The organism is Mesorhizobium sp. M0772 (genome assembly GCF_040320135.1).
Lineage (GTDB): Bacteria > Pseudomonadota > Alphaproteobacteria > Rhizobiales > Rhizobiaceae > Mesorhizobium.
In genome coordinates this window covers 1-14,214 of sequence record NZ_JAMYPB010000086.1, presented here as the reverse complement: position 1 = coordinate 14,214, position 14,214 = coordinate 1, and the positions used below count along the sequence as shown (strand labels likewise).

General features: G+C 59.3%; 10 protein-coding genes and 6 pseudogenes. 9 read left to right on the top strand and 7 right to left on the bottom strand.

Annotated features, from left to right (window positions below):
* On the top strand, positions 1-366 hold a 366-nt coding region (locus tag NKI06_RS29970), incomplete at its 5' end, for a Mu transposase domain-containing protein (protein WP_502900629.1).
* 158 nt (positions 367-524) lie between these two features.
* On the opposite strand, the gene NKI06_RS29965 is transcribed toward NKI06_RS29970, so the two are convergent.
* Positions 525-881, bottom strand: a complete 357-nt coding sequence (locus NKI06_RS29965; RefSeq protein WP_352987868.1) for a hypothetical protein — start codon at positions 879-881, stop codon at positions 525-527.
* Between NKI06_RS29965 and tnpC the strand changes: the two are divergent.
* The 3 genes and pseudogenes from tnpC to NKI06_RS29950 form a co-directional block, all read left to right on the top strand.
* Positions 775-1,853, top strand: a pseudogene (gene tnpC / locus NKI06_RS29960) (IS66 family transposase); the annotation flags it as partial. The gene NKI06_RS29965 and the pseudogene tnpC overlap by 107 nt on opposite strands.
* Positions 1,854-2,175: 322 nt before the next feature.
* Entirely contained in the window at positions 2,176-2,637 is a 462-nt protein-coding gene (locus tag NKI06_RS29955; protein ID WP_352987866.1) for a site-specific integrase, read from the top strand.
* Positions 2,580-3,032: pseudogene (locus tag NKI06_RS29950) on the top strand (tyrosine-type recombinase/integrase); the annotation flags it as partial. The gene NKI06_RS29955 and the pseudogene NKI06_RS29950, both read left to right, overlap by 58 nt.
* 135 nt (positions 3,033-3,167) lie before the next feature.
* Here NKI06_RS29950 and NKI06_RS29945 read toward each other — a convergent pair.
* On the bottom strand, positions 3,168-4,745 hold the full coding sequence (locus NKI06_RS29945) for an ISL3 family transposase (RefSeq protein WP_352987865.1): 1,578 nt from the start codon (positions 4,743-4,745) through the stop codon (positions 3,168-3,170).
* On the opposite strand from NKI06_RS29945, the gene NKI06_RS29940 reads away from it, so the two are divergent.
* From NKI06_RS29940 to NKI06_RS29930, 3 genes are read left to right on the top strand one after another with little or no spacing between them, the layout of a single operon-like run.
* Entirely contained in the window at positions 4,645-5,001 is a 357-nt protein-coding gene (locus NKI06_RS29940; protein ID WP_352987867.1) for a tyrosine-type recombinase/integrase, read from the top strand. The two genes, NKI06_RS29945 and NKI06_RS29940, sit on opposite strands and share 101 nt — an antisense overlap.
* The gene (locus NKI06_RS29935; protein ID WP_352987864.1) at positions 4,998-5,423 is read left to right on the top strand and encodes a hypothetical protein; all 426 of its coding nucleotides are present in this window, start codon (positions 4,998-5,000) and stop codon (positions 5,421-5,423) included. The genes NKI06_RS29940 and NKI06_RS29935 overlap by 4 nt, the downstream gene beginning before the upstream one ends.
* Positions 5,411-5,767, top strand: a complete 357-nt coding sequence (locus NKI06_RS29930) for a tyrosine-type recombinase/integrase (protein WP_352987863.1) — start codon at positions 5,411-5,413, stop codon at positions 5,765-5,767. The genes NKI06_RS29935 and NKI06_RS29930 overlap by 13 nt, the downstream gene beginning before the upstream one ends.
* Positions 5,768-5,813: 46 nt before the next feature.
* On the opposite strand, the pseudogene NKI06_RS29925 reads toward NKI06_RS29930, so the two are convergent.
* Positions 5,814-6,895: pseudogene (locus tag NKI06_RS29925) on the bottom strand (IS3 family transposase).
* 144 nt (positions 6,896-7,039) lie between these two features.
* Between NKI06_RS29925 and NKI06_RS29920 the strand changes: the two are divergent.
* Positions 7,040-8,158: pseudogene (locus NKI06_RS29920) on the top strand (tyrosine-type recombinase/integrase).
* 110 nt (positions 8,159-8,268) lie between these two features.
* A pseudogene (locus NKI06_RS29915) lies at positions 8,269-8,514 on the top strand (transposase domain-containing protein); the annotation flags it as partial.
* A gap of 440 nt (positions 8,515-8,954) precedes the next feature.
* Here NKI06_RS29915 and NKI06_RS29910 read toward each other — a convergent pair.
* The 4 genes and pseudogenes from NKI06_RS29910 to NKI06_RS29895 form a co-directional block, all read right to left on the bottom strand.
* Positions 8,955-11,309, bottom strand: a complete 2,355-nt coding sequence (locus tag NKI06_RS29910; protein WP_352987862.1) for a penicillin acylase family protein — start codon at positions 11,307-11,309, stop codon at positions 8,955-8,957.
* 54 nt (positions 11,310-11,363) lie between these two features.
* Positions 11,364-13,625 carry a N,N-dimethylformamidase beta subunit family domain-containing protein gene (locus tag NKI06_RS29905; RefSeq protein WP_352987861.1) on the bottom strand — a complete coding sequence of 754 codons (2,262 nt, stop codon included), beginning with the start codon at positions 13,623-13,625 and terminating at the stop codon, positions 11,364-11,366.
* Complete coding sequence (locus NKI06_RS29900) at positions 13,622-13,942, bottom strand: N,N-dimethylformamidase alpha subunit family protein (protein ID WP_352987860.1); 321 nt, start codon at positions 13,940-13,942, stop codon at positions 13,622-13,624. Before NKI06_RS29900 ends, NKI06_RS29905 begins: the two co-directional genes overlap by 4 nt.
* 54 nt (positions 13,943-13,996) lie before the next feature.
* Positions 13,997-14,214: pseudogene (locus NKI06_RS29895) on the bottom strand (aspartate aminotransferase family protein); the annotation flags it as partial.

Below are 14,214 nucleotides of genomic sequence, written 5' to 3'. Positions count from 1 at the left end.
GGGCCAGGCTTGTGGCTGGTCAGCGCAGACGTCACGCGCAACAGCACCATCAGCGTCGACCGTATCACCTATTCGGTACCCTCGCGCCTCATCGGCTACCGCCTCCATGCCCATGTCTACGATGACCGGGTTGAGTTCTTCCTCGGGCCGGACCGGGTGATGACCGCCGACCGGGTCCGCGTCAAACATGCGCAGCGAGGACGCAAGCCCCAGGCCCTGCGCTATCTGGTCTACCGCAACGCCTTACGCTCGATGCCGCTCTCTACGCCCGGCAGGCCTGCCGCGACATGGTCGCCCTCCTCGATATCGCCGCCAAGGCAACTGCGTCGATGCTCTGGCCCTGCGTATCGAGGCTGCGCTCGATAGAGGCAAACTCCCCAATGTCGCCAAGCTGAGGAGCGAGTTCCTGCCCACGGTCAGAAGCCGTGCAGACGTCACTATTCTCACTATTCCACCGCCCGATTTCGCCGGGTACAACCATTTACTCGCCAACGCACAGGTGCTGTGATGAGCAGGACCAAGGATCAGGCCGCCGCCGTGTTGCCCACCCTGCTGTCGGCACTGCGCCTGCCCAGCATCAGCCGCAACTGGAAGCATCTCACCGACACCGCCGATCGCGATGGCTGGCCCGCGGCCAACCTTCTCGCCTTCGAGTCGAGATGGCCGAGCGCGCCTCTCGGCGCATCCAGCGCCATCGCGAACAATCCGGGTTGCCTGCCGGCAAGACCTTCGCCACTTTCGATTTCGACTTTCCTTCCGGAATCCGAAAGCCCCGCCGCGCAGGCCGCGGCGGCGAAGACGCAGAAGGTCCGACCGTTCACGCGCAAGGGACCGGTGCGCAAGCCATGGCCGGATGACATCGAACACGAGCGCGTCGTCATCGACCCTCCAACTGCCTGCGCCTGCTGCGGCGGATCGCGGCTGTCGAAACTGGGTGTGCGATTGCGAGAAGATCACCCAGCCGCCGGCGCCGTTCCATGCCACGCCGCGCGGCTTCATCGGTCCCCAACTGCTGGCGACAATCCTGTTCGACAAGTTCGGCATGCATGCGCCACTCAACCGACAGAGCGCGCGCTTCAAAGGCTGAGGGGATCGACCTGCCGCTGTCGACGCTGGCCGATCAGGTCGGCCACGGAACCTTCGCCGTCATGCCGCTCTTCCAGCTGATCGAGCGCCATGTGCTCGCGGCCGAGCGCCTTCATGGCGACGACACCACCATCCGCATCCTGGCGAAGGGCAAATGCGCGACCGGGCGCATCTGGACCTATACGCGCGACGACGGTCCCTTCGCCGGGCCTGCGCCGCCGGCGGCGATCTATTACGCCTCGAGCGACAGGCGCGGGGAGCATCCTCAGAAACATCTGGCCGGATTCAGCGGCATCCTTCAGTGCGACTGTTACAGTGGCTTTGAGCCGCTGTTCGACCCGCAGCGGAAGCAGCAGCCGATCACGCCGGCATTTTGCTACGCCCATGCGCGACGCGGATTCTTCGAATTGGCCGACATCGCGAAAAACGCCCGGGATGGCAAGAAGGGCAAACCGATCTCCCCGATCGCGCTGTAGGCGGTCAGGCGCCTCGATGCACTGTTCGAGATCGAGCGCGCCATCAACGGCCGCAGCGCGGACGAGCGGTATGCCGTGCGGCAGGAGAAAAGCAAACCACTTCTCGACGACATGCACGCCTGGTTGCTCCGCGAGCGCGATACCCTCTCGCGCTCTTCCGAAGTCCTGAAGCCAATCAACTACATGCTCAGGCGCTGGGCCGACTTCGCCCGCTTCATCGACGACGGCAGAATCTGCCTCAGCAACAACGCGGCCGAAAGAGCGCTGCGTGGCATTGCTCTGGAAAGGCGTTATGTGAACAGGCGGATTAGGGATAGTTTGCTGAGACAATTCCCAATCGGGTGCGCATCGAAGATATTCGGCTGGGACCTCGACCGTAACTTTACATAATCCTGATCTCCTCTGAGCGCTAATCACGCAAGAGATCAAAGATCATGAATCCGATTAAGCTGCAGCCTGGACCTCGCCAGTGGCTTGAGAACAGCCCGCTTGGGCAGTTTTCCGATCGTACCTGGAACACCTTAGCCAGGCTCGCTATTCACCAAGCACAAGTCGTGTTTATCTATGCTGCATTGCCCATTTCGCCCACTGGATCTCGACCGAACGGCTTGCGTTGGCGTCCATAGATGAAGCCGCAGGTAAGCGGTTTCTCCATCACCATCTTCCCGTCTGTGACTGCCCTTATCCAACTCGTCGTCTGCCGCACGAACTCAGGGCGGCAATCTCGCATTTACTTGCCATACTGCGTTCCGAAGGAGCCATTTCCGAAGCAACCAACGACAATGAGTATTGCGAGGAATTGACGGCCTTCGTGGCTTATATGCGGGATGTGGGCGGATTAGCCCACAACACACGAACTTCGCGCAGTCGAATTCTTCGACGCTTCTTTCAGCAACAGTTTCCAGATGGAGTGATATCCATCACCAGCCTCGCGCCGTCGCGTGTAAGACGTTTCATCCTCGGCGAACTGCATGACTGGTCATCCGGCACCATTCGCACCGTTGGAGGTGCGATCGGTTGCTATCTCCGGTTTCGGCAGATGATGGCGATGATGTTCAGCATCTACTCAAAGTAATTCCTCGCGTTGCGTGCTGGCGGCCAAGCAGCTTGCCGGATGTCCTTTCTGACAACCAAATCAAGATCCTGCTCGCATCATTCGACAAGCACGTCCCATCCCGCCGGAGGGCTTACGCTATGGTCCGATGTCTGGTTGATCTTGGGCTTCGAACCAGTGAGGTTGCGCGATTACAGCTTGAAGACGTCGATTGGCGGCAGGGTACGATCCGCATTTCCCGGTCAAAGGGGAGATGTTTCGACATTCTACCGCTGCCGCCCGAAACGGGTGATGCGATCGTTAAGTATCTGCAACACGAGCGTCCGCCAAGCGTGAACCGAGCGATATTCGTACGCCACGTTGCGCCTTATGACCTCCCGATTCAAAACGACAGCGTAAGAAAGGCGGTTTTTGCTGCATACAAACGTTGCGGGTGGCCAAAGGCAGGCGTGTGCGGCGCGGCAATCAACGTGAGAGCGCAGCGTCAATCTGGGGTTCTTCCACATATTTGGTGCAGGAACTACTTATTGGGTGTCCCTTTTCCGGGTGGGTCAAGCGGCTGCCAGCAGTCGGCTCCGGAGGAGTGGATAGGCGGCGCGCCCGTACATCTGGCGCTTGATCGTCTTGAGGCGGTTGATCTGACCTTCGACCGGGCTCGTGCTCCAGGGCTGGGTGATTGCCGCCCGGACAGCCTCAATGTCACGGCCGATGCCTGCTGCAAGGGAGGCCAGCTCACTGCCCGTGGCATCGGCGATCCATTGCTCGAGGCCGGCATCATCATCGCCGCGTATCACTGCAGCAAAACGGCGGGCGAGTTCGCCCGCGATCGAAAGCTCCGGCGCATTTTCATGGAGATGGTGAAGGAACCGCTCGGTCTGCTCATCGAGAGATGTCGGGTCTTCGCTCAGGAGCCATGCGCAATTCCGGCGCGATGGCGGCCGCCACCGCGAATTTGGTGGCGCGGTCGGTGGCCGCTCCTTACGGGCGGCGGTCCATCTGTAGACGGTCGCCCTACTGCCTTCAAAGCCACGGTGCTTAATTTCGGTCCACAGCTGCAGCCCGTTGTGCTGGCCTTCCTCCCAGCGCTTTTCGAGATAGTCTCGAAAAGGATCCATGAGGACGGAGCGCGAGGGCGGCCGCCGGTGCTCGGGCTCACCGCCCGCTGCAAGCCAGCGTTCGACAGTTCTCACGTTCAGGCCAATCTGGGGCGCGATCTGTCGCGGCGATAGACCGGCCTCCCGCAACTGAAGGATTTCAGCATAGAGCTCACTGCGCTGGCTGCGCCTCGACCGGCGCAGGCAATCAAGTTTCGGGGATAGCTTGGCGTCGTCGTTTCCGGCCATCTCGGACGTCATGGCCTTCCCCGCGGCGCTGACAGCTTTTCGATGGCGGCCGACGGCCAAACGCAACGCTTCGCCTAGGTTCTGGAGAAGATGCCAGCGGTCGGCAACCTGGGTTGCATCGGGCGCACCGCGACGGGCGCCCTCGGCATAGACGCCGGCACGATCGCGCGCGATGATCTCGATGCCAGGATGGCGTTCCAGCCATGATGCGACCGTGTCGGCATTTCGATCCGGCAATAGATCGAGGACGCGATTACGCTCAAGATCGCAGATGATCGTTCCGTGGCGCTGCCCCTTGCGCCAGGCCCAGTCGTCGATGCCGACCACACGCGGCGCTTGCGGCGGCTCGAACCCAGCCGCGCGGATCATCCGCAACAGCGTGTCGCCGCTCGCCGGCATGGCGAGCCTGTCCGACAGGCGTGAGGCCGGCTCGCCACCTGCCGCGAAGCCGATCGCCAGCTGGCTTTCGCCGAGCCGAACCGTGCGTCGAGCCTTCGGTTGAACCGTCTCGGGAAGCCTCTCGGTGAAGATCCGGCGCGGGCATTGGGGATCGGCGCATCGAAACCGTCCTGCGTGAAGCCGGATTTCGACAATCCGCCCCTGCCACGGCAGATCGGCCAACCGGCGCATGTAGTGACTGTGGACGCGACGCGTCCGGCGGCCACAACATGGACAGCACGATTCCATCGCCTTCGGCCGGGCAACAAGCACAACCCTGTCAGCCTGCGGGAAAATCTGGACAATCGAAAGTTCAGGCGAAATCAGCAAACGGAAGGCATGGAGCACGGGCAAATCACGGCGTCGACTGCGAGAATCCCGCAACCTGCACCAAATATGCGGAAGAACCCCAGATTGTCGCGCTATAGGCGTGCATATTCTCCGGCACAGCGCCGCCAGCCGCATGCTAAACTCAGGTGTTCCAATGAAGCAGATTGCCGATATCCTGCGTCATCGGAGCATCGATACCTCCATGATTTACGCTAAAGTCGATCTTCAGAGGCTCGCAGCGGTCGCTATGCCGTGGCCGGGGGGTGCGGCATGAGCCAGTTGCAGACCATGCAGGCGCGGGTCGACGCGTACCTTGCGGACCGGCGTCGCCTTGGGTTCTCGCTCCATAGCGCCGCTAGCGCGCTTCGGTCGTTCGCCCACCTGGCCGATGTATCGGGTCATCTCGGCCCCATCACAACGACGCTGGTTGTCAGTTGGGTCAAAGGGGAGGCGCGGAACGCAGCGCCAGCCGCCTGGGCGCGGCGCTTCGAAGTATTGCGCCCCTTCGTCGAGCACGAGAAGCGCTTTGATCCAGCGAATGAACTGCCCGAGCGCGATATGTTCGGTAGAAGGCGCCAGCGCCGGACACCACATATTTACACGGAACAAGAGATTGTCGCGCTGCTGATGGCGGCACGGAGGTTAGTCCGCAGCACTCAATCCGACCGGCAACCTATGAGACTATGTTGGGGCTGATCGCAGCGACCGGATTGCGGATTTCCGAGGCGCGTAGGCTTCGATGCGGCGACGTTGACGTTGTCGGTCGATGTCTGACCGTGCGTATGACCAAATTCACCAAATCAAGGCATGTACCATTTGATGCCAGTACCGGCGCTGCGCGCTCGCGTTACGTCGCAATCCGCGGCCGCTACGCGCCCTCCGAGGCGGACGCATCTTTCTTCGTCGGCGCTTCGGGGCACGCTCCATCCAAGCGGCAAGTCCATTGGACGTTCCAGCGATTGCGCCGCGACGCTAATATTCTTGCTCGTGGAGCCTATGGAGAAGTTCGCATTCACGATCTTCGACACACGTTGACCTGAGACCCCCCTCCATTTCAATGGAGAGTCCGGCGCTTCATTTCTGGCCTCATGCGGCCTGTTTTTCCAGAGCCATTTTGATGGCGAATTCGATGGGCGTGATGTTGCCCAGGGCTGAGTGTGGTCTGTTCTGGTTGTAGTCCTCCTTCCATAGATCGATTGCTGCCCGTGCTTGCGTGAGAGTGGAGAACAACGTTTCGTTCAAGCATTCGTCGCGAAATCGGCCGTTGAAACTATCCACGAATCCGTTTTGCATCGGCTTGCCGGGCGCGATGTAGTGCCATTCGACGCCGCCTTCCTGGCACCATTTGAGGATCGCCATCGACGTTAGCTCGGTGCCATTGTCCGAGACGATCGTGCGAGGCCTGCCGCGGCGGGCGAGGATGGCATCCAGCTCCCGAGCGACGCGGGCGCCCGACAGCGATGTATCCGCGACCAGCGCCAGGCACTCGCGCGTGAAGTCGTCGACGACGGCCAGAACCCGGAACCGGCGTCCGTCCGTGAAGGCATCGCTTACGAAGTCCAGGCTCCAGCGCTCATTCGTCCGACCCGGCGCGATCATCGGCCGTCTTGTTCCCAAGGCCCGTTTGCGGCCGCCACGTTTGCGGACCTGGAGCTTCTCCTCCCGGTAAAGCCGCCGCAGTTTCTTCTGGTTCATCACGATCCCTTGCCGTTCAAGCATGATGTGGATGCGCCGGTAGCCAAAGCGGCGGCGCTCGGCAGCCACCGCCTTCATCGCGGCTCGAACGATGGCATCGTCCGGCTGGATGCTTGTGTAGCGAACGCTCGAGCGATCGACGAAAAGAGCCTTGCACGCCCGACGCTGGCTCACCCCATGCTGCTCGCAGGCCTGGGCCACAGCGCATCGCTTGGCATCGGGCGTCACCATTTTTTTGCGGCGATGTCCAGCATCTGCTCGGCCAGCAGCTTCTTCAATTTGGCGTTCTCCTCCTCCAAAGCCTTCAGCTTGCGGGCGTCGGAAACGTCCATGCCACCAAACTTGGCCTTGTATTTGTAGAAGGTCGCTTCCGAGATCCCGTGCTTGCGGCAGACGTCGGCGGTCCTCATTCCCGCCTCCTGCTCCTTCAAAATCGCGATGAGTTGTTCTTCCGTGAACCGTGAACGCTTCATTCGTCCGTCTCCTTGAGCGGGACGGACTCTACCAAAAACTGGAGGAGCTTCAGGGTCTCAGGTCAACGTTTATTTGTCGACGAGTGCAGCATTGGCAGGCCGAAGGCGCCGATATCGACAACGCCATTGCCGCGCTTGCGACTTATGTCGGCCATGCCAAGGTCTCCGTACCTATTGGTACCTCACCGGCATTCCCGACCTGATGGCCGTGGCAGGCAGTCGCTTCGAAGCATTCGCGGCGGAGGAAGTGCTGTCATGGGTGACCGATCAGTACCATCATTTGCCGCGCTGGTTCAGCGCTTCTTTGTCGAGCATCTGGGGCAGCATCGCGCCGTCAGTCCACAGACCATTAATGCCTATCGCGATGCGTTCCGGTTGCTCCTGGCCTTTACAGAGACGTCGATCGGGAAGACGCCAAGTGCAGTCGCACCCACCGACCTGAACGCACAACTGGTGCTCGATTTCCTTGATCACCTGGAGAAAGTTCGTGGCAACAGCGTTCGGAGCCGGAATGCGAGGCTTGCCGCACTGCGAACCTTCCTCAAATACGCAGGGCATCATGATCTTGAGGCTCTCGGGACCATAGAGCAGGCACTCGCCATTCCGATGAAGAGAACCGATCGTCCTCTCATCGGTTTCCTGACACGGTCGGAGATCCAGGCCATTCTAAACGCTCCTGATGATACGACGTGGGCCGGGCAGCGCGACCGAGTGTTGTTCACTTTCATGTACAACACCGGCGCACGCGTCTCCGAGATCATCGGCGTGCGCTGCCGCGATGTCGTTCTTGATGGCCAAGCCGCCGTGCATCTGCATGGCAAGGGGCGTAAGGAATGATGCGTTCCCTTATGGCGCCCGACGGCGGCTCTTGTTCGGCGATGGCAGCGATTAGCCGGGGCGAATGCCCTGGATGGCTTCCTGTTACCCAATCGCGCAGGCGGCAAGATGACCCGCGCGAACGTCACGCAACGGCTCGCTCTCGCTGTCAATGCAGCAACTCGACATCTCCCCTCTCTCGCGGGCCGTTCCATATCACCTCATGTGATCAGGCACTCGACAGCAATGCATCTGCTGCAGTCCGGTGTCGATATCACCGTCATCGCGCTTTGGTTGGGGCATGAAGATACCGCGACCACGCACATGTACATAGAGGCCGATCTGTCCATGAAGGAGCAGGCGCTCAGGAAGCTGCAGCCTCAGGAGGTCAAGTTAGGGCGGTACCAGCCGCCCGACCAACTGATGCGCTTCCTCGAAGCTCTCTGATTATGTCAAGCTTGCTGAGGCGGAAACGGAGAATATCCCGAAGCTGTCTCAGCAAACTATCCCTAATCCGCCTGTTCACATAACGACGCCTATGGAAATATTTCCATAGAAGGCGCAACTGGACCTTCGCCGGTTCCCAGCGCGGCGCCGACCGCGCCGCCGTTATGCTTACCCTCATCACCACGGCACGCCTCAACGACGTCGACCCGAAAGCCTGGCTCGCCGATGTCCTGGCCCGCATTGCCGATCTTCCCACCTCGCGTCTGCACGAATTACTGCCCTGGCACTGGAAGCGCCTGCGCGAAGCCGACAAGCCAATCAGCAGGCCGCCTGACCTTCACGCATCGCCATCATAGAGCCCGCCGCGCCCACGCGCGCGTGCCGATCATGCGGCCTTCGTCGTATGCGTACTCCGAGCTTGCGGACGAGGCGGCGTACTGACGCAATATCGGAGGATATCTCTCCGACATATCGAACCTCGCCGGTACGCCCGCTCTCGGCGAGGGCAACAGCATGCCGATCCTTCGCGACATCCAATCCTACGAAAACTTCGCTATAGTCTTCCAGGGTTCGTCCTCCTGGCATGAGGATAGGCTCGACGAGCAACCCTCGCTTCAACACTGCCAGTGTAGGGCGAACCACCTCACAGCCGGCAACCAGAAAGGACATAAGGTCTTACTCGGCATCGCCCAAAATTACGTTCATTCCGACACCGAGCAACCGGATGCCGGTTAACGTGACAACATCGTTGTCGGTGGGCGCATAGGCCGATGCGCGCCCTCGCTTGATCCCTAGCTCAATCCGGCAGGAGGGTGATACGGTGGACAGTCTCTTCCTCAACGCGCTTTTTGCTGTAAACGAGCGGCACGTATTCACCTTTAGACCATGTTTCGGCGAGATCGCCGTAATGGACCGAGCGCGGGTCGCCGGACTGGCCGGGCGCGTTGATGCAGACGCTGTTGTCCCAGTCGCCGACATCCATGACGAGTCGGACGGACGCCCCTATGTTGACGCCGAAATCGTTCATGCGGTAGCCGGCCAACATGAGTGTCGAGCGGCTGCCGCCGAGCGGGAGCGGACCGACATTCCACTCCGTGACATTCTCCGGCCTGATGCGGCTGGCGGCGTGCTCGAAAAGCGCCCGGTGCAAATTGCCCCATTGCCAGGCGAACGGATCCGCGCCGAGCAGCGCGCCGCAATCGGCAAAACCAAACGAGAGCGTCGAAAGCAGCATGTCGTCGCGTTCGGCCTCGTCCCATCGGAGCCCGGGCTCGGCCAGAAGGGAGAGCATCCGGTCAACATCGCCCGGTAGCAGTAGCTGCAGCACCGTCGGGTTCGGAGCGAACCTTGCGAGAAGCGCCGGGCGGAGGTGCTTCATCCACCAAACTTCGAATAGCGCCGCGGCAGGGCTCGTGGCTTCAAGTCGGTGGTCCCAATTCCTGAACAGATCGCGTGCCTTTTGCTGAACATCGTCCAAAAGTTGGCGGCCTGCAACTTTTTCTATCATGCCGCAGATCGTGGCAGCCGGCCGGGAGTATACGTCCATCTGCAACGCCATTGACGCATTCAGCGTGTGTGTGGAGTCGCTGGTGAGAACAGACCTAATGCGCCGGGCGCGGCTAACTTCCGCCCATTCATGGGCAATCGACGGGGCTTTCGGATCGCGGTCTGCCGGCAGGTTCATTTCGTTGGCGGAAGCCACAAAGCCCTCCGACGGATTGTATTTGCGCGGAAGTTGATCGGCAGGTAGGAAACCGTCCCATTCATGGCTACCGTGGCCGGGCACGGGCAAAAGGCCTTCCCAGTTGGGACGGACAGGCGTGAGGCCGGCCGTGAACCAGCCGATATTGCCCTCCACATCGGCGCTGACATGGTTGACCGAAGGCGTACCCCAATGGGAAAGCTTTTCAGAAAAACCCTTCACCGAGTTGCTGCGCATGTAGGATAGGCTGCCGAGATAGGCGGCCGAGCCCGGCGACAGCCAAACGGAGCGTACAGCGATCACCAGCCGCTTCTTTGAATTCTCGTACAAGATCGGACCGTGTCGGGTGAAGGAGAGCGTCAGCGTCTGGTCGGCAAAGCCCTTGACCGGAAAGGCCTCTTCGATGCGTATAATCTTCTCCCAGAGATCGTCATAGTGGTAGGAATCCGGATCGCCGCCCTTCGTCTCGTAGACGTATATATCTTCCTGGTCGGCCCCGAAGATCGTGAGACCGAAGGCGATCTTCTCATTGTGGCCGAGGGAGACGCCCGGCGCGGTCGGCTCGCCCGCGCCTATAACATTGAGGCCCGGCGCTTCCAGGTGCACGAGGTAACGTAACGATGGCACGGCATGCGACCGGTGCGGATCGCTCGCGAGGATCGGCCGGCCGCTTTCAGTTCGGGAGCCGTGGACGGCCCAGTTGTTGGAGCCTTCTTCCATCTTTGCCTGGATGACATCGCCGAGATCGATCACCTCGGTCCACTTCCAGATGTCGTCTAAGGTAGCGGCAATGCGGGCCTTGTCGAAGGTGACCGGCGCGGTCGCGAGCTTGAGAAGGCGCGTTGCGGCAAGCGAAATATCGGCCAGCGAAATGCCTGCGGACGCCTTCGGTTGGACGGGTGGGTCGATCTCGCAGCGCATAAGATCCGTCTCGGCATCAGCCAGCGCCATGATGTTGGCGCGTACGATCTCCGACAACCCGTTGCCGATCAGCGCGTTGGTGCGGACGCGGACAACATCGGAAGGCTGCCACCAGGCCGGCTTCGTGCCGAACAGAGCAAATTCGGGCGGCAGGCGACCGGGCTCCGCTTCGCAGAGCGCGACATAGGCATTGATGCCTGCGGTGAATGCGGCGCAAATCTCTTCCGTATCTGGCGCGTAGGCTGTCCATTCCGGACCCAGGTCGCCGCGGTAGAGGAAATGCCGGGCGGCATAGTCTTGGGCCAGGTAGCCGGGGCCAAAATCCGCGGCGAGGAGGCCGAGGCCGCGCTTGCGCCACAGATCGAGCTGCCACAGCCGGTCACGGGCGGCGTTGAACCCCTGCACAAGGAACAGATCCTGTTCGCTTGCCGCCCTGATATGCGGAATGCCCCACTGGTCGATGCGGATCTCCGCCTCTGCCTCAAGCCCGGCCAGCCGGATCTTTTCGTTCGCAAGGGTATGGGTCACGGCAATACGGTGGCCTGAGATTAGTGCACGCCGAAGGCCACTCTCGTGGCTCCTTTATGGCTTCGCTTCGGCGACTTTAAACATCGTAAACGGTTCATCATCGACAAAACGTTGCAAAACATTTCGCGTGATCTTGGCCACGTTGTTCTCAAAATTATTCCAGGGCATGGCAGCCACCCAAGATATGGAGCCGCTTGAGAAGACTGCGCCGCCATAGCCCGTTTCGAAGAACACCATATCAGCCCGAACGAGTTCGTTTTCGACCCCACCAACACCCAGATCGGTGTGATTTAGTTCTTCTTTGGCGAGTAGCGTATGGTCGGTGTGACCTTCGGAACTTGCTAAAATCAGCGCATGTGGCGGTGAACCCAAGCTGCGATCGTACCGATCGATCTCTTGACCTGCCGCCCCGCCAAAGCCAACACCGAAGTCCCCGATGATTTCATCATCCACGCCAGCAAATACGAACTCGACGCGTGGGTCTTTCGCATCGCTGTTTCGACGATAATAAGTTGCAGTGTCAAATCCCTGTGCCGTGAACCCGATACCTACTAGCTCATTGGGAGCATGACCGTTGCGCCGCCATAAGCCACCATATTCACCAGTAAAGCTCATATAATATTCGCCAGGCTCTGCTATCCAGGTGCGTTCTCCGTCTTCGGCACGTCGAACTTCCAGAGCTCCCGGCAGAGTATTATGGAAAGCGACCCGCCAGTAAAACCCATTACCGCCTAAATACATCAAGCGTCCGCCGCGCTGCAAAAACCCTACCAAAGCGTCCCACATGCGCTTCGTAGTATATTCAGGGTGACCGCCCGTCATGACCACTAGATAGGAATCGAGCAATCCGCGACCTTCGCGATCAAGATCTTCATCGGTTATTACATCGTAATCCATTTGGCATTCACGCAAGAAAGCCAAAACATAACCGTCGCCAGCTAGGCTCGACAAACGCGTGTCTGGGCGCATGTTGAGAACAGGGCGCAAATACGATGAATAACAAACGCCGCTACCATCGGTGTGACGCTCATAAAAGGAATTTCCAAAATTGGGACGCTGCTCCAACAGCACCTCTTCGGGTCCGAATTGCCATAAACGCCCACCTTCCGAGATCAGGTTGCTTTCCTTCAAACGGCGGTAGTTGGCATAAGCCAAATAGTGTGCTGTTGGGGCTAAGAACGCTATCTTAGGACGTCTTCCCGCGCCCTGGCGAGGCGGACGGACAAAGAAAATAATGTAACCTGGCATGTCAGCGTTATCTAACCTGACAGCGTAGCATCCACTCGGCAGCGAATCCGGCACTGTCCACTGAAAATCCGCTTCCCAACGTGCATCGTAGAGATCATCGTCATGAAAATGGATCGCGCCGTATTGCTCAGGCACAACTTTGAAATCATTATTTCCGCCAACCCAATTGTGGCCGGTCATCGCCCGAGCTGGAAGATTGACGGCCTCGCCATGGCGCAAGGATAACGAGAGATCGTGAATGTGATTTGTACCTTGATCAATCGAGAAATCCCAGCAGCCGATGATATCTTGCGACAACTCTGTTGGCACCCGATCTGCGGCGAGAGCGACGATTTCATCAGCGGTCAACGCGCGTCGCGCTAAGCGGGGACGGTCAATTTTGCCATTGAAAAAACCACAATGGTTGCTCTCAATCCCCTTTGTCGAGTGAGCCGCGATTGACAGGACCGCCCCTGACCATTGGTGGCCTATATCAACTGTGGTGCGCACCAGCGCCGGTTCGTTGATCTTAGGGTAGCGGCGCAACGGCTTTTGCGAAAGGCAAACGTCACCAGTCTCAAATTCAAAGGTCGCCGACACCAAATACCACTCGCCTTTCAAAAGGGGAGTTTCGGTGGAAACTACTGTCTCGACGCCATGACTTTCTGCCAAGACAAGAGATAATGCACCCTTGCTGTCTATTTCGAGACGTACCCCCTCCTTGGTTGGGTCGTTCCAATAGGCGATGATGCTTTGACACTTTTCGCCTGGCAACGTTGGCCAAATATAGGCTTGCAGGGTAAAGCTCCCCAACCAGTCAGGTTGCTGGCTTTCAGCAAAACGAATGTAGGATCCGGTAGTTAATTGCTGATGGCGAGCGGGATATACCCCCGCAAAGTCCGCCGGAACGTCCTCTTCTATGAGCCCACAACCGCCCGCACGGCTATCCAAACTATGCATACGCATAAGGCGCGCTCGGTATTGGTTGATATTGCCCTCGTTGCTGACCATGAAGCGGACTGTTTCACCAGGTGCTACCGATTGACGATCGGCATACCCAACAACGCTCAATTTTGGAAAGTCACTCATTTTGAAAGGATCTCATTCAGGTCTTGGCCTGTCAGTTTTCGCCAACGTTGCACAAAGACATCGCGCTCTGCCTCGCGTTCATCGGTGTAAATTTTATTGAGTGAAACAATCCGCTCCTCACCGGGACCGCCCAAGCGTACCAAAGCCCATTTTTGGCCCGGCTCCAAAGTTAACAACCACGGCTTTTCCAATGCTGGCTCACTGCGCATAAAGCGCAGAATGCGCTGCAGGTTGGGGCTGTGGCGGCCTATTGGCATGGCCATGAATTCACGCGCATAGCAAAGATCGTTTGTCGGATCGATAGATGTAATTGTCATCTTGAATATGCCGCCTCTCTGTTTGCAGCGCCGGACTTGGATTGGCGCACATTCTTATCGCGCCTCCCCATGCGTAACGGACACCGCCAGGAACCGCTCAAAAACGCTTGCGATCTTATCGATGTCGGCGTCAGACATAGCCGTCGACAAGCAAGCCGAGGTATCCACGGGAAGAACGATTCCATTGTTTCTGAAGAACCGGCTCATGGCTTTCATTGCGGCGGTTTCGTCGGGCGAAGGATAGGCTTCCCGGTAGTCGTGTGGCAGCTTCT

Bases quoted from the DNA above. Each gene is read 5' to 3' on its own strand.
- NKI06_RS29965 (WP_352987868.1), bottom strand. From the start codon at position 881: ATGACGACGCGCTCGTGTTCGATGTCATCCGGCCATGGCTTGCGCACC.
- NKI06_RS29935 (WP_352987864.1), top strand. From the start codon at position 4,998: ATGAGCCAGTTGCAGACCATGCAGGCGCGGGTCGACGCGTACCTTGCG.
- NKI06_RS29930 (WP_352987863.1), top strand. From the start codon at position 5,411: ATGTTGGGGCTGATCGCAGCGACCGGATTGCGGATTTCCGAGGCGCGT.
- NKI06_RS29905 (WP_352987861.1), bottom strand. From the start codon at position 13,625: ATGAGTGACTTTCCAAAATTGAGCGTTGTTGGGTATGCCGATCGTCAA.
- NKI06_RS29900 (WP_352987860.1), bottom strand. From the start codon at position 13,942: ATGACAATTACATCTATCGATCCGACAAACGATCTTTGCTATGCGCGT.